The following is a 22,460-nucleotide window of genomic DNA, read 5'->3' as shown; positions in this document are numbered from 1 at the left end:
GGCGCGCACCATAGCCACAATGCAATGCGCATCGCGATTGAACTCGCTGCGCACGGGCAGGTAGCTTCATGTTAGTGGAAATCGCGCCGACATTGCCGCAGCTGGCAAGCCTCGATTGCACAACGCGAAGCATCAACTTCTCGATAAGGGCCGCGCTGCCGCTCAGGTGAAGGGCCTGGCTTCAGCGATCACGGCTTCGTCCAGCGGCAAGCCCCTGCCATAGGGACGAACCAGCTTTCGCGGGCGGTCGCATCGAGCAGCGGCACCTCAGTTGCCTGATTGATATGGCCGGGACGGCCGGCTGGCGCAGCCTCGAGAGCCTCGAGACGGTTGGTGGCGAGAATGAAGATGTTGTCATTGTTGCTTCAACCCGTTCATTGCGTTGAGCAGCCTGTTTAGCAACACTTACTTGCAAAAACCTATAACAGCGCGATTCCTGGCAAACAGATCGACATCCTCGATCTGAAACGGATGGAACTTCATATCAATAGCGCCGGGATCGCGTGGTCGGTATGACAAAGCATGCGATTTACCGCCTAGGACCTGCATTGTCCGAACTAGGAAATCCAGCCTCAGGCGAGTCTGACGCAGCGAGACTTGCATGAAGCGCCGACGCCCCTAGGTCCACGCCAGCCACTGATAAACACCGGACACGCGCGCCGGATGCGCTTGCCCCGTCATCTGGTTTGAGCCAATTCCGTTGAAGTACATCGTTGAATCCACTAGAGATCGGCTATCCCGACCGCAGCAGATGAATCGCAAAGGAAGAGCCCGCCGACGCAGGGTCCTTGATCGTTCCTTTGAAGGCGTACGGAGCTAAATGATGCCGCGCCGGGTTGCTTTGGCTACAGCATTTGTCCGGTTTGCCGCCCCTAGCTTTCTGATGACGTTCTTCATGTGGAAATTGACGGTATTATCAGTGACGTTAACAAGTTGCCCGATTACCCAGGCTGACTTCCCCTCTGCGACCCAGTATAGGCACTCTGTTTCTCGCGGTGTTAGCGGAATGTCTGTCTCGCAACTCTCATCAAGCGGCGGTGTAATCTGCGCGACAGCGTTGTGAAACGCCGACGCCAATGTCGTGAGATGAGCCATGCGATCCTGTGGATCGGCATCATCGAAAGGAGATGCAAACGATACGAAAGCCGATCGGCCTTGCGATCCAAACAATGGCACGCTCATGCCATGCTTAAGGCCTGCTTCTTTGGCCTCGCGTAAGACGCGCAGCTCACGGGGCTGTAGTTCATATCGACTGGTTAGTTCATCCCAAAGAAAGGGCCTTGGCAGCATTGCTGTCCGCCGGACCACCGGGTCGATCGCTTGATATTCTTGTTCAGCATAGCGTTGGCACCAATCAGACGGGAAGTTTATAGTTGGCGGGGGCGGTAGATACTCTGGCAAACGACGCTCATTGGAGCAGGAGAGTGCTCCGTAGGCGACTTTATCAAAGCCTTCATTGCTCGCGAAATTCACAAGAAGATCGAACAGCGCTGCGATTGATCTTGTCTGTATAGCGCACTCGATGAAGCTGAATAGGTCGGGCCCGCGGCTTTCCCGTCTGCTTGAAGCGAGTGGCATTTTGCCGTGCGACTGGTCATCCATTTTCTATTTCCGTTTGCTTACACAGATGTTGGCTTTGCTTCTTGCAGCTGAAAGCTCGCGCGCGAAAGGAAAGCTCGGCCCAGAACTGTTTCACACGGTCCCAGCACGCTCCGAGAAGATAATCGGAGCGACTTGACGCACGCTGGCAGGTCGAGCCAAAGCGAAGCTGACTTTGTTCGCTGCTGACCGGTCGGGCTGCTCTCCGAGGTGCCAGTGCCCCAGTCTCTCGAAAGAACGGCTGGCAAATCATGCAACGATTGCGGCGGACACGGTCAGCACTTCTCGTAAGAACATGCCGGCATCTCGAGCGCCACCGCAAAGGAGCGAGGTCGGCATGGAACTGTTCGCAGCTCGGCACACCACACCCGGACGGGTCCAGCGCCCTCAGGTGCTTGCGCATTTTGGGCCACCACCCGCGGACATCAACAAATGGCTGCTTGACGAGGACGACAGCGTGCATGCGATCCTCAGGACTTTCCAAGAACCACCGATGCGCACAGCAATTCTCGCACCACTCGCCGATCGGAGAACTTGCCCCCATAATAGGGGCACTCGCAGAAAGATGGTCTCCTCTGGTTGAGCGGATGTGACATACGTCGAACATGCGACAACGTCTCATGCGCGACACAGAATTTGATATAGATCAAGAGCGTGATTAAAGGCCTGCCGTCTCACCTGCATTGACGGGGCGCGAATGGCACTCCCTGAGTGCCATCTTAACGCGCGAGGCAAGTCCAGTACCAACCTTCCTGCGGGCAGCGGAGCAGCAGTTTAGTGTGGCTCTGCTTTTCGAGCAGTCGAGGACGGCACTTTCGAACTTTCGCTGTGGCTCGCCTTTGCGAACTTCCCATCGGCGTCGTGAAGACTTGCCCCCTCCTTGCAAACCCGAGGAGAGAGCGAATGAACGAGGAAAGAAACAAAGGCTCGTTGTTGATCGGTCCGGGAGCAGGTTGATAGAACTCCTTGTGGCGTGGCGGAAATGTTGCGCCTCTCGGGCCTAGGGTCTGAAGCGGGTTACACGCCAGCTCGGGTGCAGCCTTCACACGATGAAGGGCTATGGAATGGCGGGTGAGGTGAAGCCGTTCAAGTCGTGTCCGGGTTAGCTCTCCCGCACCACGGTCTTCAGGTAATGGTAGGCCTTGATGATCTCGACCAGGCGCTGCTCCGTAGAGCGGTCGCCGCCATTGGCATCGGGGTGGTGCCTCTTGACCATCGCCCTGTACCTCGCCTTGATATCTCCGAGCGTCGCATCGACATTCAGGCCCATCACCTGCAACGCTTTCCGCTTGGCATTGAAAAGCTTGCGCGTCTCAGGCCTGGCCTCCGCGCGGGCGCGTCCCTTCAGCTCAGCGAGCATGCAAAAAGCATCGCAGTCGTCCTCGGAATGGGCCGGGCTGCCGGTCATCTTGCGGGCGCTGATGGGCTCGCCGATTTTCCAAGTTGGACGATGGCCCGTCAGCGCGTCATTCTGGTAGCGCGCGATCGCTTCGGCGTCCATCCCGGAGAAGAAATTGTAGGACTGATTGTATTCGCGAGCATGCTCGATGCAGAAGTGCCAATATTCGCGCGCATTGTGGCGGCCCTTTGGCGCGGGATGGGTTGCCTTGTTCTGGCAATCAGGCCATTCGCATCGCACCGCGGTCCGGCGCTCCTCCTGCGCTTCCTGCTTGTTGATGCGAATGGAGGCGAAGAATTTGGATGTGTCGCTCAGCATGACTTGGCTCCGTTGGGCGGAGCGGCAGTAAGCAGCGCCGCTTCTAAGCTAGAGAATTGGTTTCGACGGCAAGTTGGATCTGACTCGGCCTTTGCGTCTAGTTCAGTGCATGGTGTAGCAAGCACTTCCCAGCAATCGACATGCCAGGACTCGCGCGCTTGGTTCAGACAATCATCTCTTTGCGATCTCAGATCGATTCAATTGCAATGTGCTGTCGGGCTCTGCACATCGAGGTCTTGAACGGGACCGGGTGAATACGAACAAAGCGGGAGCTATGCAGGAATCTGGCTGATGACGCGCTTAGGGAAGCAGCGGAGCAACGCGGATGGTGAATTTGCGAGAACTTCTCGACGAGGCGATATGGCCAGAATGAGACTATCAACATCCTGCCCTTCGCTCAGCCGCCTGCGGTTGATCATGCGTGCTACAAATTCTGCGCAACAGAGCGCGTGTTCTGCTCGCCCGGTGCCGCGACGGAATCGTTCCAGAGACGCCGGCGAGATGAAGCGGCCAAGGATGGCCGCGCAACACCGCAAAAGCTATCGGCGCAATCGAGGCGGCCGGGCCCAAGGTGAGGACCGGGCGCGCGACTCTCGCCGGTTGGATCCGCTTCACGTACTTGATTTTGCCAGCCGAGCGCGGCGACCAGGAGCTTTGATCCCCTGCTTAGCCGGGCCGTATGTTGACTCGCGATTTCAGGAGGCACGATCGGCCCTGCTGGAAAGGATGCGGCGAATCTTTTGCTATTAGCGATTTTTGGGGCCTGAACAATCGATCGCGGGGCAAATACGTGCGCCGCAGCACAAGTCCGCCGGCGATCAAAGAGAGCCCGAGCTGGTTCTGAGCGGCAAGAAGAAGGCCATGGAGGGTCTCAACGGCGCCCAGCCGGCGCGGTCGCGGAGCATGCACTCGACATCTTTACTGCGAGCGCACCAAATATGTGCGTGGCCGCGATTACCGGACAAGGATCGCCGATATAAAGCCTATTGGCTTTCTGTGTCTTGCCGGCCGAGCACCAGCAGAGAACCACAATCCGAGCGAGAGCATCCGCCGCGGTACGGCACACGAACATGCGAGCCAGGAACCGTTGTCGGCCACCAACCGTATTAGATTGTGCAAGCTGAGCAAGCGTGAGACGTTGGGATGACCGAAGAGCCACAATCAGTTGCCGAGATCATCGCGGCGTCAGAGTGCCGACAGTATTTGAGCCCGTCCCAAACAGGCAAAAACGATGCCGCCTGCTCGGCTTCGTCACCAGTCGCGATTGCGGCGAAATGACTGAGCTGAGATCGCACTCCGGTTAGTCTCTAAGCACGTCAGCTTGTCGACAGCTGATCCTAATAGAGTGAGACAGTGACACGATTGGATCGGCATTGCGAGCCGACTCAAACCACCGGAGAGTCGACATGGACCCTTTTAACCGCATCAACCCACTCGACCGTGACCACGCCGCGGCACCGCAACAGCAGCAAGCGGAGTTTGAGCCTTACTTGGATGAAGTGCCCCAGCTTGATACCTCGACAATCGCAGAGAATCCCGTTTTTCATGATCCCTACTACCCTCATCTGTCTGAAGAAGGCCTTAGACTGGCCCAGGCATTGGGACTTGAGCACCAGAGCACGGACCGTCCTCATCCCGAACACGCAGTCACCAGACGCGAGGACGCCGCTGCGCAGCATCGCGCGCCGCAGGGTGGGCCGGAGGAACTGACTGCGCAAGGTCACGATCAGGATCCGTGGCAAGAGCCGATACGCGAAGCGATCCTAGCATCGTCTCTCAACCGGCCAGCCCCGGGTGGTCTGGCACCGGATCCCGAAGAAGCCGTTCGTTACTTCAGCTGGAGCGGCGCCTACCGGCCGGCTGCAAACGAGCTAGCCTCGGTCGCTTCCAGCTCAGGTCACGAAGTCGTTGTGGATGAGGATTACACCGGCCAACCTACGAAGAGGCAGAGGACACTAAGCCTGGCGGAAGAAAATGCCACTGCGCGCCAGCGCACCGAGCCCGGCAATTCAACCGGTCGCGAGTTAATTGAAGACGCCGGCGCACCGCTTCTGGCCAGCAGCCGGTTCGTCCTTCCTGAGGAAGTCTACGATCAGGATCTGCTGTGGGCCATGGTGGATAACGCTCGCCCATCGTCATCTCTCGAACCAAACGAGGGTCATCACCAAGCCCTGGACTCAGAAGCGGCCGTTGGTCCGTTCAACGCGCAGCACGGCGACCAGCACGCGTCCGCTGCGCACGAGCGCAGCAACGTCCCGCCGAGCCAGGACAGCCGACCTACCAGTTTTATCGTTCACAATGACCGTTACACGGCGCTGTTCGTGCCTGCGGGGGCGATGAGGCGAAGCACCCCACTCAATCCGCCAGGCTCAACCATTCAATTCGGATCTCGACCGGAAAACGTTCTGCCGCCCAGCCTGCAGCCAACGGATCGAACCGCCCGATCGCTTTTTGGACGGTCGATTGAGCAAGCCGCTCCGGCGTCCTCCAGGGCTCAGAGGACGTACCCCGCGGCCCGCGAGATTTACGCTGCATCATTCTCCGTTCCCGAGACTTTTTTGCACGGCACCCAACCCGCGCCGGACACGATGCGGGCGAAACTCGGCCAGTGGGGCCTTCTGCCGGACGAAGCGCATCCGACAAAACAATACGACATTCATGGTGAGCGCTACACCGCCCTTTTCGGACCCGGAGGCTCCGATGACCTTCGGCTCATCCATCACCCACGAATGTAGACGCCGAGGGACATCTCAAACGCATGGAGCCCGTCCAGATAGTTCCGGAATTGGACTTGTTATTGGACCATAGCTTGCTCCGGCTGCTCCTGCGAGGTTGGCGCGGTTCTGGGCAGCACAGATGTCCGCTGCTCGCGTCGATGACTTGCCAGCATCATCGCTTAGCAACTCCTCGTTGGGCCGAACTTCTACCTCCGTTTTCTTGCTAACTACGGCGTGATCACGTTGATTGCCTCGAGGCGGTTGTGCAGCGAAATCGGCAGTCGAGTGCCGGCCTCCCGCGCACTTTGCCTGCAATATCTGCTCCACATCCACAGTTGCCTGGGCACGCACTGACGCATTCACCCGCGGGCGGCTCTTGAAGCTGCGATGAAGGGCTTGTCGGCGGCTTGCCGGGCCGCGAGAGCATCGAGCGCGCCGTCGCGCTGGTAACAGGTCATGATCGTGCGACACGAGCTCGCCGCTATAATCGACACGGATCTTTGCTCGGAATGCGACTGACTTGCAGCCCTCCCAGCTCACGGCCTTGTCGCTGGAGGCGATCCGCAGCAGGCGGCCCAATACGCCTGGAGAAGACATAAATTGTGATGGAGGCGCGGATAAACGAGCCTACCAATTCGTGCAGCAGATTTCGCAGCTCACGTCAGTTAGTTTGCTGGGTAGTAACTCCGGGAGACTTCTTCAATGCTGATCGTCGACACAATTTTGAAGCCAGACAGGTTTGGCGGTATTGGACTTTTCTCCGCGACTCGTTTGCCCAAAGGTTCGTTGATCTGGATTCACAACCCAATCGTTGACATCACGGTGACGCCTGAACAATACGAAGCCCTAGCTCCAACATTCCAAGCGCTACTTGATAAGCATGCCTATCCAAGAGACTACAAGGCTTACGATGGTGTTATCGAGTACAATGCTGACAATGCCCGCTTCATGAACCACAGCAGCCGCCCAAACACATACCAAGACGACCGCCGAGTTTTCACAGCCCGTGACGTACAACCCGGTGAAGAACTGACCTGCAATTACTTATTTTTCGATCCACGGTGTGACGTATCGTGGAATGAAGAACCATCCATGAATCTTGATGCCCCAACGGGCTAGGCGACGGTGGATTCAAGTTCGCGGTCTGACGACTTGATCCGTTGGCGAATTACGCCGGCAAGACTTTCGGCAACTCGTTGTGGCCATCGACCGACTCGGCCAATTTTCTAGCTGCCTTACCGAGCAAGAAGATTTGCGAGCGGAGCCTTGTTCGACAGACATCCCTTGGCGCGCAGAGCTCCTTGGCGCACCGTCGCGGGAGCGCTTTCGATGAGGTATCTCCTCGAGGCGGACTTCATTGCATCTCTAGAGCTTACCCAACGCCGGATCTCCGCGGATGTGCCCGTTCTCGCACTGACTTTTGAGTCTTGATCCTCGATATTTCCTGAGATGGCCCGGGCACCGATCCTGATATTACCTTTAGGATAGGCCGATTGTGCCGCTTGATGTCAGAGTAGCAGATGTGCTGTTACAAACGCACTTGATGAGGGCTTATCGCGGCTCGATCTTTGCGCCTCCGATTTAGCTTCGCGCAATGCAGAGAGCATCCGTCCCATCTGGTCACGATCCTACATACTGCCATATCAGGACCTGTTTAGATAAGAGATCAGCGACTATCGTGTGATCGATTTCGTCGGCCGAGGTCCATCCGATCTTGCCGATCAACTATCATTACGCGCTCAAGGATGCCGCGAGGGACGAAAGCCGCAAGACAATGGGCGCGTCGATCCTAAAGCGGTCCGAGCACGACTCCTAGCTTCCTGGCGTACTCACGCTCCCAAAAACTAGGGTCCAGACTCAATTGAGCCAATATGCGACGAGAGCGGCGAGATGAACAGCGGCCAAAAAATTACGGGCGAGCTTGTCATATCGCGTGGCGATGCGCCGGAAGTCCTTGAGCCTGCCAAAGCAGCGTTCGATGACATTTCGTCCTTTGTAGGCGCGTTTGTTGAAGCGATGGATGACGACACGGTTAGATTTATTGGGGATTACGGGCTTGGCGCCACGACGAATGATTGCGCCGCGAAGCTTGTCGCCATCATACCCTTTGTCGGCGAGGAGCACGCTCATGGGTGGCGCGAGCGCCAGGACATCGGGAGCCGCAGCGATATCGGCATCCTGGCCTGGAGTCAGATGCAGGACGACCGGCCGGCAGAGCGGATCGCTCAGCGCATGGATTTTTGTCGTGCGGCCTCCGCGCGAGCGGCCGATTGCTTGATTGTGCTCCCCCCTTTTCCGCCGGAGGCACACCGGTGAGCTTTAATCGAGGTCGAGTCGAGCGACAGTACGACGCCGTCTTCGCCAGGCTTGGCCAGCGCTTCGAAGATTGCGCACCATCGTCCTCGCTTGGCCCAGCGATTGAAGCGATTGTAGATCGTCGTGTAAGGGCCGTATTCACGTGGACAATCACGCCATCGTGCACCCGATTGCAGCATGTGAATGATGCCGCTGACGATGCGTCGGTCGTCGTCCCGATCCGGCCCCGTCAGTCCCCTCGGCAGATGCGGTTCGATACGCGCCCATTGCCTGTCGTTCAGCCAAAACAAACCAGCGCGCATTCTCTCGCCCCCGAATCAACACGTAGGCAAGAGAATCACGTGGCGCTATTTAGGTACAGACCCTAGTACGAGCTGAACTTGCAACGGCCGGCTGGTTGCCATCAGGCAGCTCGCGGAGTGAAAAGAACACTAGGCTTGAAATCTCACGGCTCATCCAAGCTGAACCAGCTTGTGCTCACCGGGCAGACCACAAAGTTCCGGCACATGCACGTGCCTTGGACGCTAGCTCCGCAATGCAGCGAACCTCGACACTCGTTCGTCCGCCTTCCACCCAATGTAGGGAAGTTGACGCGGCACGCTCTTAGTAAGCTCCTGCAGAACAAAGGAATTGCTCCGGCACGCGGCTTGCTACGTTGAGGACGTCATCACCAATCGTCGTGCGGTGATCTTCGGAGCGGCCCCGGCTCGTTATTGGGGGCCTGGTGCTCCGACGATTTGCCGTGCGGCGATACTTAGCGAGCGCGACTACAACTCGGGAAAGTTCAGGGCAATCTTTATGCGATCAAGAGTTCTCTTTTTGGGGGCTGCGACCATGGCGATCGCCACAACGGGTACATCTATGGCGAACCTCGGGCGAGAAGCCCTGCCACCGTCGGTGTGGAACTGGTCCGGAGGCTACATTGGCGGGCATGTAGGCGGCGGGTACGGTCGAACCTCTTTCACCAATCCGTTCGGCCCACCGATCTACGGCGACGTCGTCGATATTCCCTCCTTCGTCGCAGGTGGCCAAATCGGCTACAATTGGCAGAACAATAGTTGGGTGTACGGCCTCGAACTGGATGCCAGCGCAGCTGTCGCGAGCGGCTCAAACACCTGCCTCGCAGCCTCAGACTTGATTGTAAGCGCAAACTGCAACGCAGCTCCGAACCTCTTTGCGACCGGGACCGGTCGCATCGGTTACGCCTTCGGCTCGCTCGGGCAAACGCTTGCCTATCTCAAGGCAGGTGCAGCCTGGCAAAATAATCGAGGCGACATCGTCAACAACTTTGAAGGGGGCGACCTGCCACAGGAGAAAACCCATTTCGACTATGGCCAAGTTGGTGGCGTCATCGGGCTCGGTGTGGAGCAAGCCCTTACGCCTTCATGGTCGGTGAACGTCGAGTATGACTATCTGCATTTTGGCGGGCCGAGCGTCGCGACCGCTTCGACCGCGAAGTTATCTCCGTCTACGATTTTGCCGGCGAGCACGACCAGCCTGTCCAGCAACTATCACATTGGGAAAATTGGTCTGAACTACCACTTTGGTGCGGACCCAGAAGCCGCACCAAAGTCCGATTCGCCGCTGCATGCGAGATCAGCCGGCAGCGTACCACCCATTCCCTACACGTCCGGTTGGTCGTTCGAAGGGGGCTCGCGGCTCTGGCTGAGCCGGGGAAGATTCCAGTGGGATCAAAGCGCAGTCCCGTATGGCTGGCCTGAAGACCCCAGCATACTGATTTCCAGGCTCACTTATCATGCACTGGACGGACTTTCGGGGGAGGTATTCGGCCGTGTCGACAGTCCCTGGGGAGTGTTCTTGAAGAGTAGCCTTGGTATCGGGTTCTTCAACAAAGGGAAATCGAACGATGAAGATTGGCTGCCCCACGAGGGATACCCCTACCTAAATACTCGTTCAGGTGAGTCAAACGGGCGATTTGCATATTACACGGCCGACGCCGGTTACGATGTCCTGCGCAGTACGAACTACAAGATCGGCGGATTTATAGGCTGGGCCTATTACAGCCAGAGCTCAGACTCGAGGGGTTGCGTTCCGCTCACAAATCCGCAGGACTTTTGTCGTATCAAGCCGAGCGACGATAGGATCGTTGGCAGCCAAGATACTCAATGGAATGCGCCTCGAATCGGCTTGAGCGCCGAAACTATGCTGACCGAGCGCTGGCGCCTGAATGCGGACATCGCTTACCTGCCCTGGACCGACTTCAAGGGCCGCGATAATCATCTCTTGCGCAAAAAGACCACCTTTAGTGAGCAACACGGCAATGGTGGCGGCGGCGTCCAGGTTGAAGGCCTTCTGTCCTACTTTGTCACCAACAATATCAGCCTAGGCGTTGGAGGCCGCTATTGGGCCATGTGGACGAAAAAGGAAGCGGACTCCGCGGACTGCGGAAACGGCTGCGGCTCGCTAGGATTTGCGAACTACAGCATGGAACGGTGGGGTACGTTCTTCCAGGCGTCTTACAAGCTCAACTAAGGGCTTCACTGTTACGAGGCTCCAAACTGCAGATGCTTAGGGGCCGTTCTGAAGTTCGCTGATGGCCCCAGTCCTCGGCGCCCATTCGCCGCCGAGGACTATGTCGCGATCACGCCTGTACACCGGCTTGCTTCGATTGCAAACCGCCCGCATGGACAAGGCGAGCGCAACTCCGCTCGCGAACCGGAGCTCGTTTCTGGTGATAAGAGCTCGATCCGTTGACCCGGAATTCGCTCCAAAGCCGATTCCGCGTACCATTGCGAAGGCGCCGACCGACCGGGAAGCCGCGGCCGTTGTCTCATCGCGCGGCGGCCGGAGGCGGGCGCAAAGTGCCTGGCGAAAGATCAACGGCTTATTCACCGAGGGGAGAGTTGAACGGCTGGCGGTCTGCAACGGACGAGCCGCTCACAGAGGAATTCAAGCCGTGGGTACACAGCGTCGGTGAGGTTCTGCGCGAGGATCCATCCAGCGCAACGACTCGGGCAGTATTGCTTGGCGAGCTACCCGCCCTTGCATCGCCACGCGAACTCACGCGGGTCATTTCCTTTCATGTAACAGCAGAAGATCACCAGATGGAATGCGAGCCGCGCGTCCTTGCCCCCGATCACCAGACGTGACCAAGGATTCCAGACCGTCCTGATTCCTACACTCCCCGCTATGGCCCGGTCGTCTGCCCCTGCTGGGACCTTCATGAGCAGCATCATCCGACATCAAATTCAGCTTACTGATCGTGTGAAGGGCGAGCGCAAGTTCAGTTTTTGCAATCTGCTCATCGTATTTGCCTGCACTTTGGTGCCACCCCCACGGGCAGATCCTCGGCGCTAGAAGTGAATGCGGCCCAATTGGCTGGGGGAGACTAAAGGCAATCGGCATTCGGCCACTTTTCCTCGCCAGCCAAACACGTAACCGGCGGCAGGGCGCCGAGCCCGTATGGAAGGCGCGCCCCACGATTCCTAAATTCCGCAGCGGGATCTCTCCTGGGCAATCCTGACCGCGGCGAGCCCCAACATCACGTCGCCGGTGAACCCGAAATGGAGACGATAGAGCCACCAGATTGCGCAGCACCGGTCAAGATCGGACAAGGCTAGCCCGCGCCTAATTGCTGCGAGCATCCGCGCCATGGGCTTCATTCCGTGGATCATGTGGAAGCCTCGGCGTCTCGGGGCCGGCGCTCGCCATTCAATGACTTTCCGGGCGGTGGCGGCTCGCTGTCCGGCGCGTGCACCTGCAATAGATTGGGAGCTGAGATTGATGTTCGCCATGACGTTCTTTTCCGGTTTTTGAGGCTGGTTGCACACGCCTATGTGCATGCGATCTTGCGTGACTCTACGGTGGAGCTACTGCTTGCAGAACGCCCAGATTTGGTAGTGTTAAATTGACACGATTTCCTCGACAAATACGCTCACGCAATCCCACTGCTACGCAAAGCGACTGCGCCACTTGCGACGGTCCTTGCGGCTAGGCGATCTTTGCTGCCACCTCCTTGAGAATACCTTCGCGTCCGCCAAGACAATCCAGCCTCGCACTTGCAGGGCCTCCGCCGTTTCCAAGCAAGTGCTCAACGGGCACCGGTTTCTGCCCAATTTGCCGAACCCAGCCGACATCGAGCGCTGGCTTGCGGCCGAGCCCCGTTTGCCCTGGTAATTCTCGGTCACCTCGCGAAGCACCGCCCCGAGCAGTTCGGCCGCGGCACACCGTCGTGCAGCGCTCACGGGGATCCCTCAGACGCAAAGCAGCCGAGAAGACGATCATCCCGCGCACGGCTAACAGTGCGGCGCTGGCCGGTGATCCCGGGACCGGGGCGCGGCGGCGTGCCTTGGGCACTCCGCGACGCACCCCGGTTCTTCCGATCCCGCGCGCAATGGTGCAACCTCGGACTGGCCCACAGCCGGAGCTGTATCGGTCAAGCGCCAGCAACATCCTCGAGTGAAGCAACACGGCGACAATATTGCCGGCCGGATGACAGGTCGGCACCACGCAGACGAATGGCCAGGATGACCGTGCATCTCGAGCGCTGCCAGCGGGCCCGATGATGCGTACCCGCTGGCGGCTCGAACAATCCACTGCTAAGCGATGAACCGTCTATCCAGGTAAGGACAACCAAAGTGACCGCACGACTCAGACCCAGCGCGATCGGCTCACCGTCAAGTTGGTCTCATACCCGCGTAAGCTTAACGAATCCTCCTTCGGCTAGTTCGGCTTTGTAGGCCCGTCCGTTAAGATGGATGGTCGTGGGGCTATTGGCGGTCGGCATGAAACCTTCTTCGCGCAGCTTGTCTATGAGGGCAGGTGTGGCCCATTGCTGTGGTAGCGGCCTTCCATAGCGTCGGTTCTCCGCGAAGAAGGCTCCGAAGTCCGGTACCCCCGCCCGGCCGGCCCCAAGCACTTGGTCTTCCGCAGGGTTATGAACAAGAAGAACGCGATTACACTCATCCAAACCGGCCGTGTAGCGGTGACCCTGGATTTCATAGGTCATTGTCGGCTGGTCCGAGTCCGGCAAGAGACCCCGGTGGAACAGCCTATCGACCATCGAGTCAGGGGCGATTTGCGAACCGTGTGAAAATCTCTGGGGAGCGGCGAAGGAGACATCTACCGCTTCCTCAGGTGCGGCAGACGATGATGGTCCAGCTTCATTCATGATCTCGCTGAACAAATCATGATCTTCCTGTGTCCAGACGTGCGCTGTCGGTGATTCTGGTGAACGGGCATTATCGATCGGGCTTGGAGCCATAAAGCCCTCCTTTTTGTTAAGAGACCAAAGGCCTCTAGAATATCTCCCAGAGGGAATGAGCTGAAGTTCGTCACGAATTCCGGCATGGGCAGCTTCGTCATCAAGAGGCCAAGTTCGAGTGTTAGAGAGGCTGGCTTTCGAGAAGCTGACAAAGGTCGAAGAAGAAAGACAAACTCGCGGCTGCATCTACCACGTCTGATGCGATCATCTCCGATCCTGAACTCATTCCACCTCAACTCGCGGTCGGCGCGCAGCTCTGCGTCCTGCATCGTTTCATCTGACGGAAAGCTCGTTAGGAGGTCAGGCGACGCTGACCGCAGCCAGCCCCAGTCCCATACCGAACATGTGCATTTCGATCTCTGTCCGCGACCAGTTGTTCTGGCCTGCACTTGAGCCTATGCTTGGTCCGATAAGCAGAATGACCGCGATAGCCGGGCCAACGCGAGAACAGACGAGAGCGCGATCTGAGAGTCCGGCAAGAGCGGAGCGATCTGTTCACCTGATTAAATGAAGAAAGAAATCGCTCAGACGCAAAGCAGCCCAGACGATCATCCCGCGCACGGCTAAAGGTGCGGCGCTGGCCGATGATCTCGGGACTGCGGCTGCCGCTGCGTTTAATGCGCACTCCGCGATGTCCCCAGTGCGTCCGATCCTGCGCGCCATGATGCAACGTCGGACAGGCCGTCAGCCGGAGCTACATCGGCCAAGCTGAGATTTTCATCGTCAGATGAGGCAATACGATCCGCCAACTTTATCCGGCTGCTATTGATGCTACGCGTCATGCAGATGGCGCTCGCGCCTTGTTGTTGGAAAAGAGGATTCACTCGTGTCCTGATTAAGACAAATCGTTGTAATTGTTGGCGAAGCCGCCGCTGAAATGGCCGTCTTCCTCTAAGCGTCCGCTGGCGAAGAAGCGTAGCCGTTTCTTGCTTGCCCGCCCGGGCACACAAACGCTAGCTTCTGCGTGTGGCGCTATCGATTAGCCTTAGCAGCTCTCCACATGGTTGACCAGATGGGCGACTCTGAAGCTCGCGCTCACCTAACGACTTGAGATCGGCATTCGTCGGTGTTGCGGCCGAACAGCTGGGCCTTCTCACGTCCTGGACGACGCGCTCGCTCGGGCGATAGCCAAGATGCAAGCGAGCGGCGCGGAACGCATGACGGCCTCGGTCCTGATGGTCGCCAGACCCAAGCGGCTCGGGGGAAAGCGGTTTGCCCGTCCGCTGGCGATCCGGCCGCGACGGAAAGTGGAGCACTGGTGAATGGTGATCTTGCTCGCGCGCAAGAGACCGCCTCGGGCGCGTTGATTGGCAGCATCGTCTAGGCGATGACGCAGCCCCGACTGGCTGTTTAAGGAGCGGACGCAACGCGTGACGCTGAGGTGGCTCGCGTCCTCGTCGATCATGTTCGGCGCCAGCCAGTCTTGTCGCAAACCCGCCACAGCAACGTAATGTCTGCGGCGCCCGACAACTGCACCAGGTTCTCATATTTCTCTTACCGTAAGCGACGTTCGCGTCCCACTCGCAAAGGTTTGGCGTGGGGATTGCAGTCTGTTGATCAACGTGTTTGCAAATCGCTGGCGGGGGGTATGGAGGCGGCAACGACGGAGAATTACGAGGTGCGGCCGAACGACCAGGGCAGGAGCTCGTCGATCCGGGACTGCGGGTGACCGGTTGCGATCGCTTTGAGCGTCGCTTTCATCCAGACGTAGGGCTCCACGCTGTTGATTTTGCAGGTGGCGATGAGCGAAGCTATGCGCGCCCATGAACGACCACCTTCGTCGTGACCAGCAAATAAACTATTTTTACGCGTCAGAGTCAGCGGCCTGATTTGATTTTCGACGGGATTGGTGTCCATCTCAACGCAACCATCGTCGAGAAACAAGGTGAGGCCATCCCAATGGTTCAGGAGATAGGCGATCGCCTTGCCCATCTCGCTGCCCGGCGACAGGCGAGCGGCTTGCTCGCGCAGAAACCTCTCGAGTTCAGCGACGAGCGGCCGTGATCGCTCGTTACGGGTCGTTTGCCGAGCCGGGGCGTCGGCGCCACGGATCTCCTTCTCGATCGCATAGAGTGCGGCGATGCGCGCGAGAACGGCTTCGGCGATGGGTGAGCCGGCTTTCGGAGTCGCTGCGATGATCTTGCGCCTTGAGTGGGACCAACATGCGGCCAGCCGCAGCGGCACGCCGCCTTTGCGCTTGGGCCGTGCGAGCCGATGATAGCCCTGGTATCCGTCGACCTGAAGGATGCCGTCGAAGCCCTCGAGGATGCGCTCAGCAGCTTCCAGTTCAGCCCTTCAAACAGCGCTTCGAACTGCACGCGCGTCAGATGCATGACGCCGTCGCTGATCTGCGGCCACTCGAAACGACCATCGCGGCCAAGGCGCTTGTAGACCAAAACGAGGCCCGTGCCGTCCCATAGCAAAATCTTCAGCCGGTCGGCGCGCTTCGAACGAAAAACCACGATCAGGCCCGAATGCGGATCGAGCCCAAGCGTGTTTTGCACAAGACCGGCCAGCGCGTCGTGCCCGCACCGGAAGTCAACAGGACGCACAGCAAGCACAATCCGCAGTCCCTGCGCCGGAATGATCATGCGCCGCGCTCGATCGCAGTCACGATCTCCGCGATCCGCACCGCCGACACGTCCGCATCCAGGCGGACCGAAACCTTGCCAATCGTAATCTCGACGGGCCCTCGCTCTTGCCTGACGCCACTGGATCGCTCAGCTCGATCGACACGAAATCCGCCGCGTCGTCCGTGACCAATGCGAGCCGGCCAGCACGCGCCAATCTGCGCCACGTCGTCAACTGCTGGGCCTTCACACCATAACGCCGTGCGACATCACATACCCGGGCGTCGGGCTTCATGCTCTCGAAAACAGCGCGCCCCTTGATCTCCGCAGACCATAACCGGCATCCAGAACGCGTCCGGCGCGTAAGCTTCCCCACAAAGCCATCAGCTTCGGCTTCCTCCCCCGATTGTTCCATCGCCTTCAGTCTCCTCTCGGCTCTCTGACAAGCCAAGGATCGCAGAGCGAAAGCCGAAGCGAAACCAGTCAATCAAATGGGAGAAAAGCTCCGCTTACCTCTTACCGGCCAGGCCTGGGATCAGACCAGAAGTCAAATCGGCCCAGAAAGGCAGGCATTCTTATTGCAGACGTTACCGTGAGGTTTGTAGCGACGCGCTTCAGGCTACATGTGGACAGGCGCAATGGCCGTGAAGGACGAGTTCGGGCAAGCGGACTGCAACTTTGCGCGACCGGTGTCTGGTGGAAATGTTCGGGCCAGGGTTCGCGCTCCAGATCAGGTTGAGGATGGCGAGGCAATTAACTCGAGAGAGGCTGGAGCCGGTCCCCAGTCCGGCAGACGAAGGCTTAACGCGCCGGGCGGTGTTGGGCGCCACCATCGGCAATATGCTCGAATTCTACGACTTCGGCACCTATAGCTTTTTCGCAATACAGATCGGTCAGGCGTTCTTCCCGGCAACCGACCAGTTCGCCAGCCTCATGCTGTCACTCGGAACCTTCGGCGCGGGTTTTGTGACCAGGCCAATCGGGTCCATCGTGCTCGGCTCCTATTCGGATCGGGTTGGCCGCCGGCCTGCCATGACCGCCAGCTTTGCTATGATGAGCGTCGCGGTCCTATTATTGGCCATTACGCCATCGTACGAGACAATAGGATTTGCCGCTCCGTTGCTAGCCATCTTCGCACGCTTGCTGCAGGGCTTTGCTCTCGGAGGCGAAGTCGGTCCAACGACAGCCTACTTGATGGAAGCGGCACCAGCCAAAGCCCGCGGTCTTGCTGTCTCCTTTCAGCCCGCGAGCCAACAGGTCGCTGCGACGGCTGGAGCGTTGGTTGGAGAAATACTCTCGCTCACCATGACAAGTGAGGCGCTCAATGCATACGGATGGCGGATCGCGCTGTTGCTCGGCGCCGTTACTTTGCCGTTCGGACTTTGGCTGCGGAGCGTCCTACCCGAAACGTTTCTCCGCCCGGAGGCGCCGGTTCTGGTCACCCGGCCTGTAAGGCGATCGCCCGCCGCTCGCCGCATCATGAGCTTGGGATTCGTCATCTTGGCCAGCTGCACGATCACTACTTACGTTACGGGATATATGACCACCTACGCCTTGAACACCCTCCACGTATCCGCGCCTCTCGCCTTCGGCGCCACGCTCATCAGCAATATGGCAGGCATTGCTGCGGCGCTGTTGGGCGGCCTGCTCGCCGACCGCGCAGGCCGCCGGCGCGTCATGATATGGCCGCAGGCAGCTGCGTTGCTGATGATCTATCCGGTATTCTTGTGGATTGCAGAGAGCCGCAGCGCCTTCGCACTTTTAGGAGGCCTCGGCACGCTCACCCTTATCGGAACGGTTCCGTATAGCGCCTTCTACGTAAGCATGGCCGAGAGTTTGCCCAGGAACATTCGTGGTGGCGCCTTCGGGACGACTTACGCTTTTGCCATAGGCATTTTCGGAGGCACAGCTCAACTGGTCGTCACATGGCTGATCTACTTGACCGGGAGCGCACTCGCGCCCGCCTGGTACATGCTTTTCGCGAGCGCGGCCGGGCTCTTTGCCATGGTGATGATGCCGGAGACGGCGCCACTCAATTTCGAGCGAAACCATAGACGAACATCTGTAACGGCACGATCGCCGCCCTAGTAGCTTAGCCGAACAGGTAAGGATGACATCTGTGACGTCCGAAATGCGAACATCGAGCAGGAGCACGGTATGGGGCTAGCCCGAACAGCAATCTATCCTGAAAACTGGCGCAGCTTGACATCGTGAAGGAGTTCCGGCCGTAACGGCAGCGTCGCGGTCTGAAACGGCTTTCTCCGTTTACCCAACGTTCGCCGATGCTGCAGTTGAGCGATCGGGCTGCCGTCACCCGCCGGCTGGAGTGAGCAATGACTCTGATCATCTTTAGAGAACAAGAAGGCGCGGCTCGCACCATCCGCCAGCGTAAACGAACGGCATAAGGATGCGGCCGCTGACGGAGCAGCGGCCGCACGAGGCTCGATCCTCATTCTCTGCTTGATTGTTTTCCGTCGTCAGTGCAGCACGCACGCGGGATCGGTCAAGCAAAAAAACAGATCGCAGATACCATTCAATGGGTCATCGGCGCACTGAGGATACGATGTATCGGCTACCTGCACGCTGGAGGTGAGCGGTTGCGCGGCAACTTCTGCAGCAAATGGAGGTACCGCCGCGGTCGCAAGTGCGAGGGCGCTCGCCGTCACCAAAACTGACTTCTTCATTGGGAGATCGCTTCCCTAGGTTAGCCCCAGCCGTGGTGACGGTCTATATGACGACGCTACAATCGGTAAAATTGATTTTCTTGATCAGATCTATCGACCGAATGGATAAGTTCGGCCATCACCGCATCGCTCCGTCTACCCGCTCGGAACCTGTAGACCTACTTATGATCGGATGCTCGTCGCACCTCCGTCGATGCATTTCTCGGAGCACCCGACTAGGGTCTGTTTGGATTCAGGATTGAACTTCCCAGCCGGAACGATTCAAACTCAATCCGCTGCAGAAATGCCGGGGCCAAACACCTAGTTTTCCGTTAATTTCTCGGCGTCAGCTTACGGACAGCTAAGCTGCTTATCTGCGGAGTCAGGTCTAACGACCTGAAACACAATGCAACCGGCATAGGAGTGTGGTCGTCATGGACGATCGAGTTAACAATATGTCGCATGTTCCATCCTACGATGAGTATCATTACGCTAGCCCGTCTTATTCGTAAAGGACCGGCTCATGCGTCGGCTTTGTCAGCTTTCTGTCAGCTCGTCCAAATAGTAGCTCGTTGTGATGAGAACCAATTACAACAACTGGCCCTCCGACGGGCAAAGTGTGGACCAGCAGCGCGATGCGCTGGCCGGCACTTCTGGCGCAGATGGTGCTGCTTTTACGGCCGCTTTAGCTGCTGGACCAGCGTCTTCCGCTTTTGACAAGAGGACAGGTGTGTCAGTCCGCCTACACAGAGTAAGTAGCAATATTGGCAACGCCCAAAGTGTTTCTTTGTTTACTGATGCCAATGAACGCAATAAGGTGGGAGCGATGACCGTGGCGCCGGGGCGCAACAGTTTGCGAATTCTCAGCATAGAAAATCTCGGCCGGTCGAGGTACAAAGGGGTCGGGACGGCTATGATTGAAGTCGCCGATCATACTAGGCAGTCCGCGGGCCTTTCCAAGCTATCCCTTCTCTCTCAAGATGAAGGAGCTTCAGCATTTTTCTACAAGAAGGGATTCCGGTTTGCGGACGAGGGCAAGAATGCGGAAATGCGGACTGTCATTTCCAATCCACGATACGTCTCAGATGAAATTCTTATGGGCGAGATGGAGCGCTAGCCCGTCTTATTCGTAAGAGTGCGCCTGAGGGCTGGCGAGCGTGGTGTAAAGCGCTGATGCGGCGTAGGATTCGGTTGCGAAGCCACCCCATCACCTTAAACCACGCCCGCCATGACCGATGATACGATTCTGCCATCCTCGTTTCCAGCCGTTCACGCCAAGAAAGTCACAGCTGCCTTCGATGGCGGTCGATCCACGTCTACGACACGGATAAGAGCCGGCCCGTGGCCGTCGTGCTGCGGCCCGGCAAGACGCCGGGCGGCGTCGAGGTGCGTGCCCATCTGCGCCGCCTGGTACGGCATATCCGCACGCGATGGCACAACACGCAAATTACGTTCCGTGGCGACGGGCACTATGCCCGGCCGGAGGCAATGGCGTGGTGCGAGACCAACGGCATCGACTACATCTTCGGTCTGTCCGGCACCAAGCCTCTCGCCAGAAAAGTCGACGAGGTCGCCGACGACATCCGCACCCGACGCGCCATCGAGAACCTGCCGGTTCTGCGTGGCTATACCGAGACCCGCCACAAGGCAAAGTCCTGGGATCGCGAACGGCGCACTGTCGCCCGTATTGAGGCGGCGATGCTCGGCCTCGACATCCGTTTCGTCGTCACCAGCCTCGATGTCGGCTCGGCCGAGTGGATCTACGACAGCCTGTATTGCGCGCGCGGCCAAGCCGAGAATCTGACAAGCTGCATAAGTCACAGCTCGCCTCCGACCGCACCAGCTGCCGTTCGGCGCTCGCCAACCAGGTCCGTCTCGTGCTCCATACGGCCGCTTATTGGCTGATGCTGACCGTGCGCGAGGCCATTCCCAAAGTCCGGGAATTGGCCGCTGCCGAGTTCGCGACGCTGCGTCTTCGGCTGTTGAAAATCGCTGCCCGTGTGGTCGAGACCACGAGCCGCATTCGCCTTGCGTTCGCCGCGGCCTGTCCGGAAGCCGACCTGATCCGCTGCTTGCCAGGTGCGCTGCTGCCGCTCGGTCCTTGACCGGCGGGGCGTCCGCCCCCCGTTCGCCCAACCTATACCTCAAGCGCGTTGCAAAGTACGGGTCGTCAGGCGGTGAAAAGCCGAAGGCAATCCTGTGCGCCTCGTCAGACAAGATGTTCGGCCGCATCAATCGGGCCCCAAAGCCGCACTCTCACGAATAGGACGGGCTAGCATTGTTAGGAGGTTTGTGCATGTGCACATGATGCGCGCCGACTCGAACGACGGCCAGGCGCGGAGACGTGACCATAGGAGACGTCCGTGAAATCTTGGACGGACTTCGCTGCAGGCTCTCCGATTGATCGATATCGTACAGATTCGTCGCACTCTCAGGATTGCTGGCTTCTTCAAGAATGCAGGAGCTTTGAATGAAGGATGGGGAATGCCATGGGTGTGCTGGTTTCCGCTCGATCTCGCCCACCGTTCCGATTTGGTGTCGCCCGCCATGCCCAATCGCTTTTCTTAGCTGCGGCTGAAGTTCGTGCATGGTTTCCTCGGCGCGCCCGGTGCTGCTGCTTCTTCCTCGCACGTGCGTCAGGCATTTCCTGGCATTGGACGGGGTCTTCTCGGCATAACGCATTGCAAGCTCGTCAGGCTCCAAGCTCTTCTCAGGCAATTGCAGACGCGACAACCACAAGCAGTTCTGCCCGCAGCAGCCCATTACCCTTGCCGTCCCACCAAGCCTGGTAGGTGCGATCACGGGTCGTTTCGGGGATGATCCGACGCGAGTAAAGGTGCAACAACGGCTACAGCTATCAACTAGGAAATACGAGCGTCGGCCTCCAAAGAACGGAAGCCGGATTTCCTATGGCGACTGGTTTCACCAGCCAGCGGTGGCGAGAACTGTTTCCCGGACGGACTGATGTCACATCAATCGTGGATTTTCAGGTTGCACATCCGCTCGTCGGTAACGCCGGCGATATTCTGCTCGAGCACCAACTAGGGCGAGACGGCGAACGGCCGCTAGTGAACTGGCGTCCTGCCAATGACGAAGCGAGAGCCCGTGCAGAACAACTGGGCTTCGTTCATGTGGATCCCGATGATATGGTACTTGATCCCACCCAGTCCAAACAGTGGAGATATAGGGATGGTGAATGGCAGCGCGCAACCAATTCTTCGATGTATCTCTCCAAAGCGTCGAGCGATGATGAACCTTCATCAGAGCCCGACTCGGATGGAGACTTCATGTGACGTGAGATCTCTACCAATCCATTTGAGGTGGAGCAGAGCGCAGACCAACCGACACCTGCGGCTTACGATCGAGCCTTGGACGGAGCGAAGCCCAAGCCAATTCGGCTCAAGCCGTGAGGTGCACTGTACTGGCGGCGGTTTACGAGAGCTGGTGCCTATAATAGCACAAAAGAAAACCCCGGCTTCCAGCCGGAGTTTTCGACTCCCGCCCGGGCGGGAGGAGCGGATTGCCTATGGCAGGCGCCAGCGTCATTGTGTCCTCGCCATCAGAATGGCTCGGGATCTTTCCGGGTTGCCTGGGTGAGGAGGGTTTCGTTGGCCGTTTTCTTCGTAGGCGTCTCGAGAAGTGTCGGGCCAACTC

General features: G+C 58.4%; 14 protein-coding genes and 2 pseudogenes. 7 read left to right on the top strand and 9 right to left on the bottom strand.

Translation table 11 applies throughout. The features are described from left to right. Positions 1 to 816 precede the first annotated feature (816 nt). Positions 817 to 1,602, bottom strand: a complete 786-nt coding sequence (locus BJA_RS09360; protein ID WP_018645272.1) for a helix-turn-helix transcriptional regulator — start codon at positions 1,600 to 1,602, stop codon at positions 817 to 819. 1,099 nt (positions 1,603 to 2,701) lie between these two features. Then, a complete protein-coding gene (locus BJA_RS09355) occupies positions 2,702 to 3,316 on the bottom strand; it encodes a J domain-containing protein (RefSeq protein ID WP_011084684.1) in 615 nt (204 codons plus the stop codon). A gap of 1,406 nt (positions 3,317 to 4,722) precedes the next feature. On the opposite strand from BJA_RS09355, the gene BJA_RS09350 reads away from it, so the two are divergent. Together BJA_RS09350 and BJA_RS09345 are read left to right on the top strand one after the other, a co-directional pair. Then, positions 4,723 to 6,051 carry a hypothetical protein gene (locus BJA_RS09350; RefSeq protein WP_011084682.1) on the top strand — a complete coding sequence of 443 codons (1,329 nt, stop codon included), beginning with the start codon at positions 4,723 to 4,725 and terminating at the stop codon, positions 6,049 to 6,051. Between the two features lie 684 nt (positions 6,052 to 6,735). Further along, the gene (locus tag BJA_RS09345; protein WP_011084680.1) at positions 6,736 to 7,152 is read left to right on the top strand and encodes an SET domain-containing protein; all 417 of its coding nucleotides are present in this window, start codon (positions 6,736 to 6,738) and stop codon (positions 7,150 to 7,152) included. A gap of 738 nt (positions 7,153 to 7,890) precedes the next feature. Here BJA_RS09345 and BJA_RS09340 read toward each other — a convergent pair. Continuing rightward, positions 7,891 to 8,651, bottom strand: a protein-coding gene (locus tag BJA_RS09340) for an IS5 family transposase (protein WP_236842183.1) whose coding sequence is annotated in 2 segments (ribosomal slippage) — positions 7,891 to 8,312 and positions 8,312 to 8,651 — 762 coding nt in all. Because the reading frame shifts where the segments join, the coding sequence is not laid out codon by codon here. A 532-nt stretch (positions 8,652 to 9,183) separates the two neighbouring features. On the opposite strand from BJA_RS09340, the gene BJA_RS09335 reads away from it, so the two are divergent. Beyond that, positions 9,184 to 10,842 carry an outer membrane beta-barrel protein gene (locus BJA_RS09335; RefSeq protein WP_224517533.1) on the top strand — a complete coding sequence of 553 codons (1,659 nt, stop codon included), beginning with the start codon at positions 9,184 to 9,186 and terminating at the stop codon, positions 10,840 to 10,842. A 2,155-nt stretch (positions 10,843 to 12,997) separates the two neighbouring features. Here the strand turns inward: BJA_RS09335 and BJA_RS09330 are convergent. The 4 genes and pseudogenes from BJA_RS09330 to BJA_RS09315 form a co-directional block, all read right to left on the bottom strand. Beyond that, complete coding sequence (locus BJA_RS09330; protein ID WP_233465590.1) at positions 12,998 to 13,759, bottom strand: hypothetical protein; 762 nt, start codon at positions 13,757 to 13,759, stop codon at positions 12,998 to 13,000. A 1,425-nt stretch (positions 13,760 to 15,184) separates the two neighbouring features. After that, the gene (gene tnpC, locus BJA_RS09325; RefSeq protein ID WP_223154101.1) at positions 15,185 to 15,859 is read right to left on the bottom strand and encodes an IS66 family transposase; all 675 of its coding nucleotides are present in this window, start codon (positions 15,857 to 15,859) and stop codon (positions 15,185 to 15,187) included. A gap of 17 nt (positions 15,860 to 15,876) precedes the next feature. After that, positions 15,877 to 16,164 (bottom strand): annotated as a pseudogene (gene tnpB / locus BJA_RS09320) (IS66 family insertion sequence element accessory protein TnpB); the annotation flags it as partial. Positions 16,165 to 16,183: 19 nt separating this feature from the next. After that, positions 16,184 to 16,438, bottom strand: coding sequence for a transposase (locus tag BJA_RS09315; RefSeq protein WP_231088534.1), 255 nt, complete (start codon positions 16,436 to 16,438; stop codon positions 16,184 to 16,186). Between the two features lie 446 nt (positions 16,439 to 16,884). Between BJA_RS09315 and BJA_RS09310 the strand changes: the two genes are divergently transcribed. Beyond that, positions 16,885 to 18,231 carry a citrate-proton symporter gene (locus tag BJA_RS09310; protein ID WP_171463743.1) on the top strand — a complete coding sequence of 449 codons (1,347 nt, stop codon included), beginning with the start codon at positions 16,885 to 16,887 and terminating at the stop codon, positions 18,229 to 18,231. Positions 18,232 to 18,620: 389 nt separating this feature from the next. Here BJA_RS09310 and BJA_RS09305 read toward each other — a convergent pair whose 3' ends face one another. Further along, positions 18,621 to 18,827, bottom strand: a complete 207-nt coding sequence (locus BJA_RS09305; protein ID WP_011084669.1) for a hypothetical protein — start codon at positions 18,825 to 18,827, stop codon at positions 18,621 to 18,623. Between the two features lie 556 nt (positions 18,828 to 19,383). On the opposite strand from BJA_RS09305, the gene BJA_RS09300 reads away from it, so the two are divergent. Beyond that, positions 19,384 to 19,923, top strand: a complete 540-nt coding sequence (locus tag BJA_RS09300; protein ID WP_014498653.1) for a GNAT family N-acetyltransferase — start codon at positions 19,384 to 19,386, stop codon at positions 19,921 to 19,923. 191 nt (positions 19,924 to 20,114) lie between these two features. Continuing rightward, positions 20,115 to 20,911: pseudogene (locus tag BJA_RS09295) on the top strand (IS1380 family transposase); the annotation flags it as partial. 151 nt (positions 20,912 to 21,062) lie between these two features. Here BJA_RS09295 and BJA_RS09290 read toward each other — a convergent pair. Beyond that, entirely contained in the window at positions 21,063 to 21,488 is a 426-nt protein-coding gene (locus tag BJA_RS09290) for a hypothetical protein (protein ID WP_223153745.1), read from the bottom strand. 227 nt (positions 21,489 to 21,715) lie between these two features. On the opposite strand from BJA_RS09290, the gene BJA_RS09285 reads away from it, so the two are divergent. Continuing rightward, positions 21,716 to 22,099, top strand: coding sequence for a hypothetical protein (locus BJA_RS09285; protein ID WP_011084664.1), 384 nt, complete (start codon positions 21,716 to 21,718; stop codon positions 22,097 to 22,099). Positions 22,100 to 22,460 lie beyond the last annotated feature (361 nt).

This window comes from Bradyrhizobium diazoefficiens USDA 110 (genome assembly GCF_000011365.1).
In the GTDB taxonomy this organism is placed as follows: domain Bacteria; phylum Pseudomonadota; class Alphaproteobacteria; order Rhizobiales; family Xanthobacteraceae; genus Bradyrhizobium; species Bradyrhizobium diazoefficiens.
The sequence above is the reverse complement of the archived record's forward strand: the minus strand, read 5'-3'. Positions and strand labels throughout refer to the sequence as shown.